The following is a 15,799-nucleotide window of genomic DNA, read 5'->3' on the forward strand; positions in this document are numbered from 1 at the left end:
ATTATACCTCCTCCACAGTCTCAGGTGATGCCGCAATTGCCGCGGGAGCCCGTTTCTTCTCTTCTTTCCTCTTCTTTCCCCGGTGCTCATTGATATAGGAATACATAACGGGAATGAAGAAGAGCGTGATAAAGGTCGATGACGTCAGTCCGCCGATTACCGTAAGACCGATAGGCTGTATCATCATGGATGATTCACCGGGGAAGAATGCCATGGGAACCATACCGAGAATGGTCGTCAGCGTAGTCATAAGTACCGGGCGGAGCCGGGATTCACCGGCATCGAGGCACGCCTGTTTGACCGGAACGCCGCGGCCTACCAGAAGGTTTGTATAGTCCACAAGAACGATACCATTGTTTACTACTATACCAACCAGCATGACGAGGCCGACCATGGTAAAGGTGTTCAGGGTCTGTCCGGTGATCAGATAGATTCCGATAACACCGATCAGCATAAGCGGAATGGTACAGAGGTTGATGATCGGGTCCTTGAACGACTCGTACTGTCCTGCCATGACCCCGAATACCAGCAGTATGGCGAGGGTTATAATCAGGATGAAGGTTTCAATCATATCCGTGATTTCACTCTGCTGTCCTTCATAGCTGACGGTAACGCCCGTGGGGGCCACAAAGTTTTCCGCCAGAACATCCTTTACTTTATTTTCGGTTGTATCCGTACGGTAGCCTTCAAGCACGTTTCCGGTGATATGGATAACCCGTGATTGGTTTTCCCGGTTAATCGTGACAGGCCCAAGACCCCGTTCCAGGGTGGCGAAATTCGCCAGGGGAACAAGCTGTCCCGAGTTGGATGATACGAAAATCCTGTCCAGATCGGGAAGTTTTTTCCGGTCCTCTTCCTGGAGCATAAGCATTACCGAATACTCATCCCCGCTGGAGCGGAAAGTCGTAGCTTCAATGCCGTTCATGGATGCGTAGATTTCGGTGGCGATGCTGCTGATGTTGAGGCCCATGTTGTACGCCCGGTTCCGGTCAATCACCACTTCTACCTGGGGAAGCCCCTCGGTGGTATCAATGGTTACCTCACCCAGTTCCGGGACATTGTCTCCGATTAATTCCGAAATTTCCTTGGCCGCTGCGAGGCCGACATCGATATCATCTACCCTGAGGGCAATATCGATATCCGATCCCCCCGCCATCTGCCGGGCCATACCTTCGCTGAAGCTTAATGATGCGTTGGGGAAATCCCTGAAATGTGCCCTGAGTTTTTCCATAACCTCAGTGCTGGTATCCGCCCCGGCCTCATTTATATTCAAGGTTACCGTCAGATCCCCCTTGTGGGTGCTTGATCCGATGGACATGGAGCTTCCGGTGCTTCCGGCGTTTACGGTGATGTTCTTTATACCGTTGATCTCATCCATGGCGAATTCCTGAAGCTGGAGCATTACCGCCAGGGTTTCCTCGTACCTGGTTCCCAGGGGAAGTTCCACATTCAGGGTTACTGAATCCTCATTCATGGGCGGAATCATGACAATGGGCATCTTGGTCATAGCCAGTACGCTGCCGATGAACGCGGCCACAACAATAACCATGGTTGCGAAACGGTGGTTGATAGCCCCCGACAGAAGCCTGCGGTATCCGCGGCCCATAGCGCTGATAGCTCCCGCCACAGCGTCATCTATGGTGCGGAGAACCTTATTCTTGAGGGGTTTCTGTACCCGGGTATCTATCGGAAGATATTTGCTTGCCAGTACCGGTACCAGGAAGATGGCCACCACAAGGCTTGATATAAGCGCGATGGCGACGGTAAATATCATTCCCTCAAAGAGTTCCCCAATCATACTGAGGCGGCTTTTGAACAGCAAAATCGGAATAAAGACACAAATGGTTGTCAAAGTGGACGATATAATAGAAGACATTACTTCCTGGCTTCCCAGGACTGCGGCGATGGATGGTTTTGCCCCGCGTTCGCGGAACTTGAAAATATTATCAAGAATAACAATGGACGAGTCCACTATCATACCGATCCCGAGGATGAGTCCCGTAAGGGTCATCATGTTCAGGGTTATCCCCATGAGGTTCATTATCAGAAGCGTTACAAGAATCGAGAAGGGGATAGAGATACCGATGATGACCGTACTCTTGATGTTCCGCAGGAAGATGAAAAGGATGATCACCGCCAGAACGAAACCGGTCAGGGCTGAACTGATAAGCTCATCGATCATATCCCTGATCTGTTCGGTGCCGTCGTAAATAATTTCTAATGTAATATCCGCCGGCATATCCGCGGCCAGTTCATCCAGACGGGTATATACCCGGTCGGCGATGGCCACCGAATTGGTGCCGCTCTGCTTGGTTACCGATACGTATACACCGCTTTCACCGTTGATAAAAACCGTTGATTCCTCATCCTCATAGCCCATGGCAACGGTGCCGATATCCTGGAGACGGATGTCGGCGCCGTTCTTCCGGGAAACCACGGTTTCCGCGATGTCCTGGATGGACGCGTACTCACCGGTGGTACGGATGGAATAGTTTTTGGACCCGTCCACGATGGTGCCCGCCCCGAGTTCAAGGTTCTGGGCCGCGAGGACCTGGGTAATACCCGTAATGGTAAGTCCGTACGCCTCAAGACGGTTCTGGGAGAGTTCCACCTTGACAATTTCGGACTGGCCGCCGCGGACACTGGTAGACGCAACTCCGTTAACCTGTTCCAGACGATCCTGGATCATGTCCTCGGCAATGGTCCGCAGTTCATTCTGGGTCCGGTTTCCCCGGATAGCGACATTCATGATGGGCATGGAGGACATGTCAAACTGTATGACCGTCGGGTTTTCCACGTCATCGGGAAGCGCCCGTTTTACACGGTCAAGCTTATCCCGGACGTCGCTTATTTTTAGGTCCAGGTCCGTACCGTAATCAAATTCCATGATCACCAGACTTATATGCTCCGACGAAATACTGGTCATATTTTTTAGTCCGCTCACATTGACCAGATTTGATTCTACGGTTCTGGTGATGGTTTTTTCCACCGTTTCAGGGCCTGCCCCTTCATAGGTGGTCATTACCATGAGTACAGGCATATTGATCTCGGGAAACATATCAATAGCGATACCCGAAACCATGTAGCCGGCGACCACCGCGATGAGAGCAAAAACAATGATAGATAAGACCGGACGGTCGACAACTTTTTTTGCTACACTCATGCCTGCTGATTCCTTGTGTTAATTACCCGTACTGACGCTCCGTCTGTCAGGAACTGCTGTCCCTGGATAACCACTGTTTCGCCGCCGGTAAGGCCTGATTTTATTTCCGAGAGGTCATCCACCGAGACGCCGGCAACCACTTCCCGCAGGGATACATGGTCGATGCCTTCCATCACATATACATAGGTGGATCCTCTCAGTTCAACAAGGGCTTCGGTGGGAACCGTGATAACATTGTCGTAGCTGCGGGTGTTCAGTTTTACCCTGGCGAACATGCCTGAGTTAATGCGGCTGTCTTTATCATCAAACTTGAGAACGATTTTCTTGGTGCGGGAATTGGGGTCAACCACCGGGGACACCCGGATAACCGTAGCGCTGAAGATTTCTCCGGGATACGCCTGGAGCGTAACTTCCGCCTTAAGACCCTCTTTGAGCTGGCCGACTTCCCGTTCGGGGACCAGTACTTCGATTTCCAGACTGTCCATCACGGAAATAGTGGTAATGGCCGAAGCCGTGGTGACGGTAGAACCGATAGCCATGGGCGTTGCGGTTACGGTCCCGGAAATAGGAGCGTATACGGGGCTCAGGGAGTAGGTGGTACCAGGGCGGGAAGGATCAACTTCGGCTATAAGCTGGCCTTTCCTGACCGTGCTGCCGAGATCGACCTTCATGGAAACGATTTTACCGCCTGCGTCGGGGACCACCGCGACCTGCTGTTCGGTTACAATATCACCGTTGATTTCTATATAAGCCTGAAGAGTCTGCTCTCCAGCCTGTTCTGTCCGGACGGAGAATACGGATTCTCCCATCGCGACATTCCGCCGCGACGCGTCACCTGTTTCACTTCCAACCAGCATGGAGGGGACAAAAATGAGTCCCGCCGCCGCGATCACTACTACGGCTATAATAATTACTTTCTTTGACATGTGATTCTCCTTTCCTTTGTTAATTAATAGTCCATAATGCCCCGAAGGGAACATTTAATTCTTTTTCAAGATCAAGTACCGTTGAAAGCAGGGTGTACAATTCCTGCTGGACCTGGTTCTGGGCCAGGCTGAGGCTGTCCCCGGCCGACCGGAGACTCTGCAGATCCGCGGTGCCGTTCTGGTATGATTCCAGGTACATATCATAGGTCTGCTCCGCGAGTTCCACGTTTAGATTGAGAACATCGAGGCTCTGGAGTGACTGCTCTATGGTCCTCGTGAGCTGCCGGATGGTATTGTCCGCGGTCATCTGCGCTTCGGTAAGCATGCTCTGGGTGGTTTTCAGGCTGTCGTTTACCGCATCGATGTTTTCCCTGGTGCTTGACCACGGCAGGTAATTATCCAGACTGAATGAAAGCGCCACGGAAAATGAACCGCTGCTGTCGTTCCAGCTGTCCAAATAATCGGAGTAAATGGGGGAGGTATTCCAGGAAAGGCTTAAAACCGGCATATACGCCTGGTGCCACATTGTTTTTTTCTGCAGTTCCAGGACCTCAAGGTTCTGCCGCAGGGAAAGCACCATATAGGATTCTCCGTTCCGCCGTATATTGGATGTATCAATAGTGGATACCGCGTCCTCAAGCACGCCGGCAAGGACTATTTCTTCTTCCGCCGGCAATGCCAGGATCTGTTTAAAGGAATCCAGGGCATTCGCGTACTGGGCCTGAGCGCTCAGCAGGGTAGGTTTTAAATTTTCCAGGTCAACCTTGGCGGACAGTTCATCCAGCCTCGAAACCTGTCCGACCCGGGCCAGGGACACCGTCTGATCGTACCGGGACTGGGCTGTTTCAACATTCTGCTCGATCAGTGATACACTGGCTTTCAGAAGCTGCATCTGGTAAAAGGCCTTGCGGACCTGGAGTTCCAGTTCCTGCTTTGCCGTCTCATAGCTGACCAGCCCCGCCTCATAGTTTGATTTTGTCATTTTAATCGCCGAAAACATGGCCGGCGTTATATTGAGACCCGCGGAAACGGAAAAACCCGGTTTCCATTCATCCATCACCGGAGTAAGATCATCCGTGATGGAAGTGGGGTGGCTGATCAGTGCCGACGCGGAAACTGTCGGTATAAGGGAATTCCAAGAGCGGTCTGCCGTCCGTTTCTTGCCGTCTGTTTCAATTTTGGTGCGGCTCAGGGATAGGTTGTTTTCCAGAGCCAGTGTTACCGCATCTTCCACATTCAGCACTGTTTCCGCCGAAAGGGCTGTGGCAGCACCGAATATAGCTATGCAAATCAATACAATTCCTTTCTTCTTCATGATAAAGAAGATACTTCTCCGCATAACAAAACGCTATAAACGCTTTATTAAGGTTTTATAACATTTTGTTATATGTCTTATGAAAAGCTTGCCGAATAAAACAGCCATGCTTATACTGCTTTGTAATAGGAAGCGAATATGAAAGGAAAAGTCTTAATTATAGAGGATGTTCAGGAACTGGCTGAACTCATCGTTTTGTACCTAACCAAAGAAGGAATGGAGGTAAAATCCGTTGAAAGCGGGGAAGATGCCTTCAAAGAACTGGAATCCTGGTCACCGGACCTCATTATTCTCGATATAAACCTCCCCGGGATGGATGGGTTTGAATTCCTCCATAAATACCGTAAAACCGAAAGTACCCCGGTGCTCATTGTGTCCGCCAGAAATGCCGACGAGGATATCATTTCCGGCCTGGGGCACGGCGCCGATGAATTCGTCACAAAACCGTTCTCACCCAGGGTCCTGGTCGCCCGGGTCAGGGCTATGCTCCGGCGAAGCCAGGAAACTCAGGAAAAACAGGACAAAATGGATGATAATATCCTCCGGTTCGGGCCTTTTACCCTAAACCAGGATGTATGCATCCTTAAGAAAGGGGAAGAAAAGGTCGCACTTTCGGCGAAAGAATACGGTGTACTGGCATATCTCGCGGGCAATGACGGCAAACCCGCGGGGCCGGAGCAGATTTACGCGGATGTCTGGAAAAACGCCTACGGGGACCTGACCACCGTGGCGGTGTACATCCAGCGGCTCAGGAAAAAGATCGAAGATGACCCGGGAAACCCGAAATATATAGAAACAGTCCACGGTATGGGCTACCGCCTCAATACCGACGCCGAAGAATAGGAACGCTGATGAAAATAAACACCCAATTCAGACTGCTCATTCTTGGAATAGTGCTGATTCCCATTCTGACCATAAGCGCCCAGGGTATTTTATGGCTTATGCAGCAGCACACTATTGAGTCCATCAGTGTTCCCTCCTATGAGGAAATTGCCCCGCTGTTTGACAATGAGATAGAACGGGATGAGTGGGAAGAAATTATCCGGCGTATTCCCCACAGTCAGCCGGAAATGAATATTATGATACTCCTCAAGGATCTGACGGTTATTTACTCCACCGCCTATGGTCTTGAGCCCGGTGATACCCTGACGCCCAATGAGCTGGTAACCCTTTTGGATGTGGGAAACGACCAATACGGGTATTTTATTGAAGCTCCGGGGTGGCTCCGGGATGTGGGGGCTTTTTTCCTTATACGGATCGACCGTTCCATTGCCCGGCCGCCCAGCCCCATTGTAATAGTCATCAAAACGCTGTTTGTGGTGTTGATTGTACTGTTCCTGTTCAGCGTCGCCATGTCATTTATCATTGCCCGGTCCATTACCAAGTCCGTAATGGTTCTGGAAAACGCCACCCGCCGTATTGCCGCGGGAGAGCTGGATCTTGCGGTGGACGTCAAGGGCAGCAATGAGATTACCTCCCTGACGACATCCCTCAACCAGATGCGGCTGGCCCTCAAGGAAGAAGAAACCCGCCGGGCACGGTTTATCATGGGGGTAACCCATGACCTAAAAACCCCTCTGGCCCTTATAAAGGGCTATGCCGAAGCTATAGGAGACGGCGTGGCGGATGATCCCGCGTCCCGGGCCCACTCGGTCGAAATAATCGCCACCAAGGTTGATCAGCTTGAGGGGATGATCGATGATCTTATCGATTTCGTACGGGTCGATACCGGGGAATGGCGGCGGAACCTCGATCATGTCCATATCGCCGCCTTTCTCACTTCCTATACAAAACGCATAGCCGATGACGCGGACCTGCTCAACCGCCGGGTGGAGACCGCTATTGATATACCCGGAAATGTAGTGATACCCATGGACGAGCGCCTGGCCCTCAGGGCAATTGAAAACCTGGTTAACAATGCCATCCGCTACACCAAACCCGGAGGGTTAATCACGATTAAGGGGTACCTGAAAAACAACGCCGTGGTAATTGATGTCTGCGATGACGGACCAGGGATCGATGCCGAAGATATCAGCCGTATATTCGATGCTTTTTACCGGGGCAGTTCATCCCGGCGGGAGCAGGGTATGGGATTCGGCCTGACGGTGGTTAAGGGTGTCGCGGAAAGCCACGGATGGGAAATCTCCGTGGAGTCGGAAAAAGGCAAGGGCAGCTGTTTCAGGCTTACGTTGCCTTATGAGCCGGATCCCAGCCGGCGGATGAATCCCAGAACATCCGGCCACGACGATACCCGGAAAGGGGCCGGCTATTGAATATGTAAGGGGACAGCGGATATGATTTAGTCTGTGTAAAGGAAAATTCATGACAAAAAATCTGACCGTAGGTAACCCGGCGCTGCTGATTGCCGGGTTCACGGTGCCCCTGCTGATCGGAAACCTGTTCCAGCAATTCTACAATATGGCCGACACTTTTATCGTAGGACGGACCATAAGCATGCATGCCCTGGCAGCGGTAGGCTGTACGGGGAGCCTTAACTTCCTGATTCTTGGATTTGTCGGCGGTTTTACCTCCGGGACGGCCATTATAACCGCCCAGCGGTTCGGCGCCGGGGATGAAGCCGGGGTGCGCCGGAGTTTTGTCGCGAGTATCATTCTCAGCGCTGCGGTTACAGTGGTTCTTACGGCGGTCAGTGTCGTTATTGCCCGGCCTTTGCTGGTCCTGCTCCGCACCCCGCCGGAAATACTGGATGACGCCTATATCTACATTATCATCATCTTCTGGGGTATCGGCGCTTCGGTGCTGTTTAACCTTTTTTCCAATGTTATGCGGGCGGTGGGGGACAGCCGCACCCCGCTTGTTTTTCTTGTTCTTGCCTGTATCGTAAACATTATCCTTGATTTTGTGTTTATTCTTGGTTTTCATACCGGTGTCGAAGGCGCTGCCTATGCAACGGTAATAGCCCAGCTTTTTTCAGGATTGTGCTGTATTCCGGTAATAAAACAGAAACTCCCGCTGCTCAGGCTTTCCCGGAGTGACTGGAAGATAAATTTTGAGGAACTCAAGGACCACCTGCGGATAGCCCTGCCCATGGGTTTCCAGCTCAGTATCATCGCCATCGGGGTGGTGGTGCTCCAGTTTGCCCTGAACGGCCTGGGAACCGTCGCGGTGGCTGCCTTTACCGCCGCCCAGAAAATAGACCAGGTGGCTACCATGCCGCTGTCCTCCTTCGGGGTGACCATGGCAACCTACACCGCCCAGAACTACGGTGCGCGGAAAATGGAGCGTATCCGCAGGGGCGTCATACAGTGTTCCGTCATGTCCGGCGGTTTCAGCATACTGATGGGGATACTCTTTATTTTCTTGGGGGATTCCTTTGTCTCAATCTTTATCACCGGAAACCCCGAGGCTGTTTCCCTGGGCCGTGTTTTCCTGATTATAAACGGAGCCTTTTATGTTGTTTTGGCCCTGCTTTTCATATTCCGGTACACTCTGCAGGGGCTGGGAAACAGTATAATCCCCACCGTGGCGGGAATCATGGAACTGGTTATGCGGATGTTCGCGGCCATTATCCTTGCCCACCGGTTCGGGTTCGCGGGGGTATGTTTCGCGAATCCCCTGGCCTGGATCGGATCCTGCGTTCCCCTGGTAATAGCGTTTTTTATAACGATAAAAAAGCTCATCCGCAAATCCGACGCGGAAAAAAAACAGCTCAGCCTGGCTTCCCGGTATGAAATTTAGCCCGGTCCCGGGCGGTGGCTTCTTCTGAAAAAGCTATCTCCGGGAGGATCCCTCCGGGGCCAGAAGGGTCGATCCCCGGATGTTGACCGAAACGGGAAGCACGATTTCCTTTTTTTCTCCCTCCGGGGCGGCGATGCGTTCCAGCAGGATTTTGGCCGCCGTCTCTCCCAGCCGCAGGGCATCGATGGAAAATGTCGTTATCCCCGGATCGAAAAGGGCGGGCCACTCTATCCGGCGCCCCCAGCTCCAGTCGTCCGGACCGCAGATTCCTGCATCCCTGGGAACCCGCAGGCCCAGTTTTTTTATCACCCCGAGCAGATGCATGGTGGTCACGGTATTCCCCGCTATAATCGCGGGGGGCCGTCCCCGGCTTCCCGCTGACGCAATCCGGCGCGCCAGTTCCGCGGAGGTATTGTCCGGGTCCGTTACGTCAACCAGCACAACCTGTCCTTCGGGATCGGCGGTACCGTAGAATTCCGCGCAGTACTGTATAAACGCCTGGCGCCGGAGATACCGGGTAGAGTTGTGTTCAAATTTTTCGATAAAAAGAACCGGTTCGGAGAACCCCTGTTTTTTTAAATGGGCTATCAGCCGGCGGAAGGGGGCTTTTTTTTCACTGGTGGCGATATCGAGATTGTAATCCCGGATGTACCGGTCGCAGAGAACCACCGGAATACTTCCGCTCGCTACCCGGATCAGGCTGGGGTTATTAAAATCCGCTGTATTCACCAGAAGACCGTCAACACCCCGGCGCAGCAGCTCCCCGACGATTTTTTCTTCGTTCCGGATATCGTTGCCGCTGTTGACGATGAGCTGCATATAGCCGCCGCTATCCAGAACCGTTCCGATACCCTGGAGCATGGCGGCGGAAAAGGGGGAGGCTATATCGGATATTACCGTCCCGATCTGCATGGTTCTGCGGGATTTAAGGCTCTGGGCGATGGTGCTTGGCTGGTAGCCGGACAGGGAAATAACCTTCCCGATCCGGTCCCGGGTCTTTTCTCCCATCATTTCGTATTTTCCGTTGAGATACCGGGATACGGTGGCCTTTGAGACCCCCGCGGCCCGGGCGATATCTTCTATGGTTGTCGTTTTTTTCGTCATTTTTAGAAACCGTTTTCCTATTATACAATTGTACCATGAGGTCTCTGTCCGGTCAATAAATACCCGAAATTCCGGCTTTTTTCTAAAATATAGCTAGCAAATTCAAAAAGACCGTAGTATAATTTCTTAAATTACGAAACCGGTTTCTAAACCGGATGGGATACGTTCCCGCTGCCGGCTGCCGGCCGCTGAAAGGAGGATTTATGCATGCTGTTCTCGAAGAACTCGGAAAAATCGGCATCGTTCCGGTAATAAAAATTGATGACGCTGAAAAGGCGGTGCCCCTGGCCAAGGCCCTCAGGGATGGAGGGATTCCCTGCGCGGAGATCACATTCCGCACGGCCCAGGGTGAAGAAGCCATCCGCCGTATACATAAGGAAGTTCCGGAGGTTCTCCTGGGTGCCGGGACGGTCCTTACCGTGGATCAGGTGAAAAAGGCCGCCGACGCCGGGGCCCGGTTTATCGTGAGCCCGGGATTCAATCCGAAGGTGGTGGGGTACTGCATTGAACAGGGAATTCCCATAACCCCGGGTTGTTCCAATCCCTCGGACATAGAAGCCGCCCTGGAATTCGGCCTGGAGGTGATTAAATTTTTCCCCGCCGAGCAGAGCGGCGGCCTTGAGTATATAAAGGCCGTGGCCGCTCCCTTCGGGGCCGTTAAATTTATGCCCACCGGCGGTATTAACGCGGGCAACATCGCGAAATACTGTTCCTACGACCGGATCCTCGCCTGCGGCGGGTCCTGGATGGTGGGCGCCGACCTCATCAATTCGGGCAATTTCAGCGCCGTAACGGCCCTCTGCAGGGAAGCCCTCAGAACGGCCCTGGGCTTTCATATCGCCCATGTGGGGATCAACGCGGAAAACGAAGCCGAAGCCCTGAGGGCTGCCGGGCTGTTTGAAGCCCTCTTCGGGTTCGCCGCGAAACCGGGGAACAGTTCCGTTTTCGCCGGTGAGGGCATTGAAATCATGAAAACACCCTATCTGGGGAAAAACGGCCATATCGCGGTGGGAACCAACAACATTACCATGGCCATGGGCTGCCTCGAACGGATGGGCTGCCGGTTCAATACGGAGAGCCTTAAAAAAGACGCCGGCGGCCGCTTAATCGCGGTATACCTTGCGGATGAGATCGCGGGCTTCGCCGTTCATCTTATGCAGAAAAAATAAAGGAGCGTGATAATATGGGAAAAATAGTTACCTTTGGTGAAATAATGCTGCGTCTCGAGCCGGAAGGCTATTTCCGTTTTCTTCAGGCCGCGACCTACGGCGCGACCTACGGCGGAGGAGAAGCAAATGTCGCGGTATCCCTGGCCAATTTCGGGCTTGACGCCGCCTTTGTGACGAAGCTTCCGAAGCATGAAATAGGCCAGGCGGGGATCAACAAGCTCCGGGAATTCGGGGTGGACGTTTCGAAAATAGTCCGGGGCGGAAACCGGGTGGGGATTTATTTTCTCGAAAAAGGCGCTTCCCAGCGGGCGTCCAAGGTGATCTACGACCGGGCCGGGTCGGCCATCGCCGCCGCGGAACCGGGGGATTTCGACTGGAACGCCATCTTTGAAGGAACCGAATGGTTCCATTTTACCGGTATAACCCCGGCTCTGGGGGATACGGTGGCCGCCATCTGCATGGATGCCTGCAAAGCCGCAAAGGCCAGGGGAATAACCGTTTCCTGCGACCTCAACTACCGGAAAAACCTGTGGACCCGGGAAAAGGCCGGGACCGTTATGGCCGGCCTCATGGAATACGTGGATGTCTGTATCGCCAATGAAGAGGACGCCGCGGACGTCTTCGGTATCCACGCCGGCGGATCGGATGTAACATCGGGAAAGATAAGCCATGAAGGGTACGCGGAAGTTGCCCGGCAGCTGGCGGAGCGTTTCGGCTTTAAACAGGTGGCCATTACCCTGCGGGAATCCCTGTCCGCCAACGACAACAACTGGGCGGGCATGCTCTATGACGGAAAGGATTGCTTCTTTTCAAAAAAATACGCCGTACACATCGTGGACCGGGTGGGCGGAGGCGACAGCTTCGGCGCGGGGCTGATTTACGGTTCCCTCAGGAAAATGGCGCCCCAGGACTGCATTGAATTTGCCGTGGCGGCGAGCTGCCTCAAGCACAGTATCGAGGGCGATTTCAATATGGTGTCCGCCGAAGAGGTGCTGAAGCTGGCCGGAGGCGACGCGTCGGGCCGGGTCCAGCGCTGAGACGGATCACGCAGAAAAAATGAACAGCCCGCCGGCCGGCGGGCTGTTTTTATAAGGCAGTGTCTCTGCCGCCTTACACAAATCATGCGTTTTGTTGTCCCGCGGCCGTTTTTGTTTTATGTTTTTATTAATATAAAAAAAGAGGTAAAAAAATGAAATCAACATTCCTCAGAAGGGCCGTCTGCCTTGTACTGCTGGCGGTATCAAGCGGCTGGTATCTTGCCGCCCAGAATGAATCCTCCGATGGTATTTTGTTCCGGAATGTGCTTGTCTTTGACGGCACGGGGGACAGTCTGTCAGCTCCCATGGATGTGCTTGTCCGGGGGAACAGGATCGAGTCCATTTCCCCTGCGGGCGCATCCTCTCCGGCGGGCGGAAACACCACCGTCATTGACGGAACGGGAAAAGTGCTCATGCCCGGGCTGATTGACGCCCATTGGCACAGTGTCATGACCGGTATGACATCCCTGTCAATGATTATTTCGGATATTGGTTATGTGTATTATAAAGCCGGGCGAAGCGCCGAAAATACCCTTATGCGGGGATTTACCACCGTCAGGGACATGGGCGGTCCAACGTTCGGTTTAAAACGGGCCATTGATGAAGGGATCATTCTTGGCCCGCGGATCTATCCCTCCGGGGCGATGATTTCCCAGACCGCGGGACACGGGGATTTCCGGCTGCCCAATGATATACCCAAAAGCCCCGGGGCTCCCTTAAGCTACCCTGAACAGGCGGGTATGGTTGCCATTGCGGACGGTCCCGATGAGGTTCTGCTCCGGGTCCGGGAACAGCTCCGGCAGGGCGCGTCCCAGATAAAACTTATGGCCGGCGGCGGGGTCGCTTCACCCTATGATCCCATCGATGTAACGCAGTTTACCCCGGCGGAACTGCGGGCCGCTGTTGAAGCGGCGGAAAACTGGGGCACCTATGTGGCGGTCCATGTGTATACCCCCCGGGCGATTGAAATAGCCCTGAACGCGGGGGTTAAATCCATTGAGCACGGCCAGCTAATGGATGAAAAAACGGCGATGCTCATCGCCCAGCACGGTGCATGGATAAGCCTTCAGCCTTTCCTGGATGATGAGGACGCTAACCTCCACGCCACCGCTTCGGCCCAGGCGAACAAACGCATGGTAAGCACCGGGACCGACCGGGCCTATGAGCTGGCAAAGAAATTCAATCTGAAAATTGCCTTCGGGACGGATACCCTATTCGACGCCGCAAATGACGGAACCAAGCAGGGTACTCATCTGGCAAAGCTCACCCGGTGGTTTACCCCCGCGGAAGTGCTCCGCCAGGCGACCTCCACCAATGCGGAACTGATGGCCCTTTCCGGTCCCCGGAATCCCTATCCCGGCAAGCTCGGGGTGGTTGAGGAAGGCGCTTACGCGGATCTGCTCCTGGTAAACGGCAATCCCCTGGAAAACATACAGCTGATTGCCGACCCGGTGACTAATTTTCTTGTAATCATGAAAAACGGGAAAATTTACAAGAATACCCTTGCGGAGTAAAGGCGTCCGTTAGTATCGCGGATTATCTTACTCAATCTGCCGGCGGTCCAGCTGCTCAATCCGCCAGGCATCCTTTACCAGACCCAGCGTAATGGTGTCAATATGGGCCGTGCCCACGGGATACACAAGCGGGCTCTCCTCCGCGGGATGCTGTATATCCATGGTTTCTTTTATGGCGGCGGATTCGTCGCCGGCCTCGGAATCCTTTCCCTGGGTAACCCATAGGGTGTACTCCGCCCTGAAAACCGGCCGCTCATCCGGTGAAGAAGAGGGCAGTTCCTCTATGGATAAGCCGGTGATGCCGAATACCAGGGTCTCCACCGGCGGAGATCCGCTGTCGAGCCATTGCTGGGCGGAAGTCACGGGATTCGTCATCTCATAGGCCTGCCTGACCCGGGAAATGACGAATATATTGCGGGCCATATCGATATCGCCCTTGCCGGCTTTGCCGGTCACACAGGCTTCCATCATGGTATGGTCCAGGCTGTCAAAGGAGACGTAATAGGCTTCAACCACCTCCAGGGGCGTCATACCCGCCGTTGAAGGCTGTTCATTTCTGCTTTTGATAATACTGCGAATGGTTAAACCAAGGACGACCATGGCGATAACCGCCACGCATAATATGGTAGTGTTCCGGTAGATGAAACGCCGGGTATTGACCGAAAGATCCTGGCGTTTTTTGTACTGTTTCCGTTCCGCCTCAATTTTCGTGAGTTCACTGTCATTGATGGAACTGAAAAACGAATCGGCGGATTTTGAGCCTGCGGGACCAAGGACGCTTTCCAGCTCCCGGAGTCCCGGCCGGGTTTTTCCTTTCTGGCCGGAATCCTGACTATCCGCGCCGGTTTCCTGTTTCCCGTCTCTTTTTTTGCCGGAAAAATAACTGTTCGGGGCGATAGACTCCACAATCAGCAGGGCAATACTGCCGTTTAATCCCGGCGCTATAAGCCGGGTGGGAAAATACACACCTTCCCGGATATCAGAACGGATTTTGTTGATATCCCCATTCTGAAAGGGGGGCACCCCGCAGAATATCCGGTACAGCATTGTCCCGGCGCTGAATACCGCGGCGTTTTCCCCGCTCAAATCCGGGTGAACCCAGCGTTCGGCTCCCTCAAACCATGATTCGGGGCCTTCCGCGTCCAGAGCCCGTTTGATCAGCCCGTCCGGCGGAAAAAGAATGGTCCCCGAATCCGCTACAATAGCCCCCGCCGGCCAGGGGTAGGGGGGATTTTCGACCTGTTCCTGCAGGACAATCCTGGCCCGTATCCATGACCGGAGCGCATCCAGCGCTTTGTTTCTGTCCGGTTCTTCGATAATATCGGAAAGGGAAACCCCGAAAAATACCGGCCCCCAGATAATCATGGCCCCGTCCCGGTCGGTCACGCCCACAGGTTTCCAGAGTTCCACAGTTCCTTCCGGGGAAACGATATACCCCGGCTGGGTTATCAGCTGGGCTAATTTTGCCTGGGCAAAAGCCTTGGCATTGAGCCCCGTGTCAAAGCCGAGGGCCGGCCGGCCTTCAACTTCAAAATGAATTATTCGCACCATGGAGCGGCTCCTTAGTTACCGGGTACACAGAAACACCTGCCTGCTTTATTAAAAGTACCTACTGAGGGGTTCTAAGTCAATAAAGGGGAAGCACCGGGTCTGACAAGCCGGAAAGTTCCCGGGTGATACCGGTTCTGCGGGTCCTGTCATAGAGAAATGGGTTTGGCTCCGTGTCGGCCTGCGGCCTCGAAAGTCGCTCAAACCCATTTCTCTACGACACCCGTCGCTACCAGTACGGCCGGGGACTTTCCGGCTTAACCGGCTCGGTGCTGCCCTGCCGCGGGGGCTGCTCCCCCTGGCTCCAGCCTTGTCGCATTACGG

11 protein-coding genes are annotated in these 15,799 nt (G+C 53.6%); 6 read left to right on the forward strand and 5 right to left on the reverse strand.

Features of this window, described 5'->3' with window-relative positions; translation table 11 throughout:
* Position 1 precedes the first annotated feature (1 nt).
* From JFL75_RS00545 to JFL75_RS00555, 3 genes are read right to left on the reverse strand one after another with little or no spacing between them, the layout of a single operon-like run.
* Positions 2-3,163, reverse strand: a complete 3,162-nt coding sequence (locus JFL75_RS00545; protein WP_215624759.1) for an efflux RND transporter permease subunit — start codon at positions 3,161-3,163, stop codon at positions 2-4.
* On the reverse strand, positions 3,160-4,089 hold the full coding sequence (locus JFL75_RS00550; protein WP_215624760.1) for an efflux RND transporter periplasmic adaptor subunit: 930 nt from the start codon (positions 4,087-4,089) through the stop codon (positions 3,160-3,162). The genes JFL75_RS00545 and JFL75_RS00550 overlap by 4 nt, the downstream gene beginning before the upstream one ends.
* A gap of 19 nt (positions 4,090-4,108) precedes the next feature.
* Positions 4,109-5,404 (reverse strand): TolC family protein, encoded by a 1,296-nt coding sequence (locus tag JFL75_RS00555; RefSeq protein WP_215624761.1) that lies wholly within the window; start codon positions 5,402-5,404, stop codon positions 4,109-4,111.
* A gap of 138 nt (positions 5,405-5,542) precedes the next feature.
* Between JFL75_RS00555 and JFL75_RS00560 the strand changes: the two genes are divergently transcribed.
* Genes JFL75_RS00560 through JFL75_RS00570 form a run of 3 tightly spaced genes read left to right on the forward strand, consistent with a single transcriptional unit; the run spans position 5,543 to position 9,103 of the window.
* Complete coding sequence (locus JFL75_RS00560; RefSeq protein ID WP_215624762.1) at positions 5,543-6,247, forward strand: response regulator transcription factor; 705 nt, start codon at positions 5,543-5,545, stop codon at positions 6,245-6,247.
* Positions 6,248-6,255: 8 nt separating this feature from the next.
* Positions 6,256-7,677, forward strand: a complete 1,422-nt coding sequence (locus JFL75_RS00565; protein ID WP_215624763.1) for an ATP-binding protein — start codon at positions 6,256-6,258, stop codon at positions 7,675-7,677.
* Positions 7,678-7,726: 49 nt separating this feature from the next.
* Positions 7,727-9,103, forward strand: coding sequence for an MATE family efflux transporter (locus tag JFL75_RS00570; RefSeq protein ID WP_215624764.1), 1,377 nt, complete (start codon positions 7,727-7,729; stop codon positions 9,101-9,103).
* A gap of 33 nt (positions 9,104-9,136) precedes the next feature.
* On the opposite strand, the gene JFL75_RS00575 is transcribed toward JFL75_RS00570, so the two are convergent.
* The gene (locus tag JFL75_RS00575; protein ID WP_215624765.1) at positions 9,137-10,207 is read right to left on the reverse strand and encodes a LacI family DNA-binding transcriptional regulator; all 1,071 of its coding nucleotides are present in this window, start codon (positions 10,205-10,207) and stop codon (positions 9,137-9,139) included.
* Positions 10,208-10,410: 203 nt separating this feature from the next.
* Here JFL75_RS00575 and JFL75_RS00580 point away from each other — a divergent pair, with 203 nt between their 5' ends.
* The 3 genes from JFL75_RS00580 (at position 10,411) to JFL75_RS00590 (ending at position 13,927) form a co-directional block, all read left to right on the forward strand.
* A complete protein-coding gene (locus JFL75_RS00580; RefSeq protein ID WP_215624766.1) occupies positions 10,411-11,376 on the forward strand; it encodes a bifunctional 4-hydroxy-2-oxoglutarate aldolase/2-dehydro-3-deoxy-phosphogluconate aldolase in 966 nt (321 codons plus the stop codon).
* Between the two features lie 14 nt (positions 11,377-11,390).
* On the forward strand, positions 11,391-12,413 hold the full coding sequence (locus JFL75_RS00585) for a sugar kinase (protein WP_215624767.1): 1,023 nt from the start codon (positions 11,391-11,393) through the stop codon (positions 12,411-12,413).
* 152 nt (positions 12,414-12,565) lie between these two features.
* A complete protein-coding gene (locus JFL75_RS00590) occupies positions 12,566-13,927 on the forward strand; it encodes a metal-dependent hydrolase family protein (protein WP_215624768.1) in 1,362 nt (453 codons plus the stop codon).
* A 27-nt stretch (positions 13,928-13,954) separates the two neighbouring features.
* Here JFL75_RS00590 and JFL75_RS00595 read toward each other — a convergent pair whose 3' ends face one another.
* Positions 13,955-15,478: a protein kinase family protein gene (locus JFL75_RS00595; protein ID WP_215624769.1), complete on the reverse strand. Its 1,524-nt coding sequence runs from the start codon at positions 15,476-15,478 to the stop codon at positions 13,955-13,957.
* Between the last annotated feature and the right edge of the window lie 321 nt (positions 15,479-15,799).

The sequence above is a fragment of the Breznakiella homolactica genome (genome assembly GCF_016616095.2).
Classification (GTDB): domain Bacteria; phylum Spirochaetota; class Spirochaetia; order Treponematales; family Breznakiellaceae; genus Breznakiella; species Breznakiella homolactica.

Excerpts from the sequence above, each read along its gene's own strand:
- JFL75_RS00560 (WP_215624762.1), top strand. The coding sequence starts at position 5,543 with ATGAAAGGAAAAGTCTTAATTATAGAGGATGTTCAGGAACTGGCTGAA.
- JFL75_RS00580 (WP_215624766.1), top strand. The coding sequence starts at position 10,411 with ATGCATGCTGTTCTCGAAGAACTCGGAAAAATCGGCATCGTTCCGGTA.
- JFL75_RS00570 (WP_215624764.1), top strand. The coding sequence starts at position 7,727 with ATGACAAAAAATCTGACCGTAGGTAACCCGGCGCTGCTGATTGCCGGG.
- JFL75_RS00590 (WP_215624768.1), top strand. The coding sequence starts at position 12,566 with ATGAAATCAACATTCCTCAGAAGGGCCGTCTGCCTTGTACTGCTGGCG.
- JFL75_RS00595 (WP_215624769.1), bottom strand. The coding sequence starts at position 15,478 with ATGGTGCGAATAATTCATTTTGAAGTTGAAGGCCGGCCGGCCCTCGGC.
- JFL75_RS00555 (WP_215624761.1), bottom strand. The coding sequence starts at position 5,404 with ATGAAGAAGAAAGGAATTGTATTGATTTGCATAGCTATATTCGGTGCT.
- JFL75_RS00585 (WP_215624767.1), top strand. The coding sequence starts at position 11,391 with ATGGGAAAAATAGTTACCTTTGGTGAAATAATGCTGCGTCTCGAGCCG.
- JFL75_RS00575 (WP_215624765.1), bottom strand. The coding sequence starts at position 10,207 with ATGACGAAAAAAACGACAACCATAGAAGATATCGCCCGGGCCGCGGGG.
- JFL75_RS00565 (WP_215624763.1), top strand. The coding sequence starts at position 6,256 with ATGAAAATAAACACCCAATTCAGACTGCTCATTCTTGGAATAGTGCTG.
- JFL75_RS00550 (WP_215624760.1), bottom strand. The coding sequence starts at position 4,089 with ATGTCAAAGAAAGTAATTATTATAGCCGTAGTAGTGATCGCGGCGGCG.
- JFL75_RS00545 (WP_215624759.1), bottom strand. The coding sequence starts at position 3,163 with ATGAGTGTAGCAAAAAAAGTTGTCGACCGTCCGGTCTTATCTATCATT.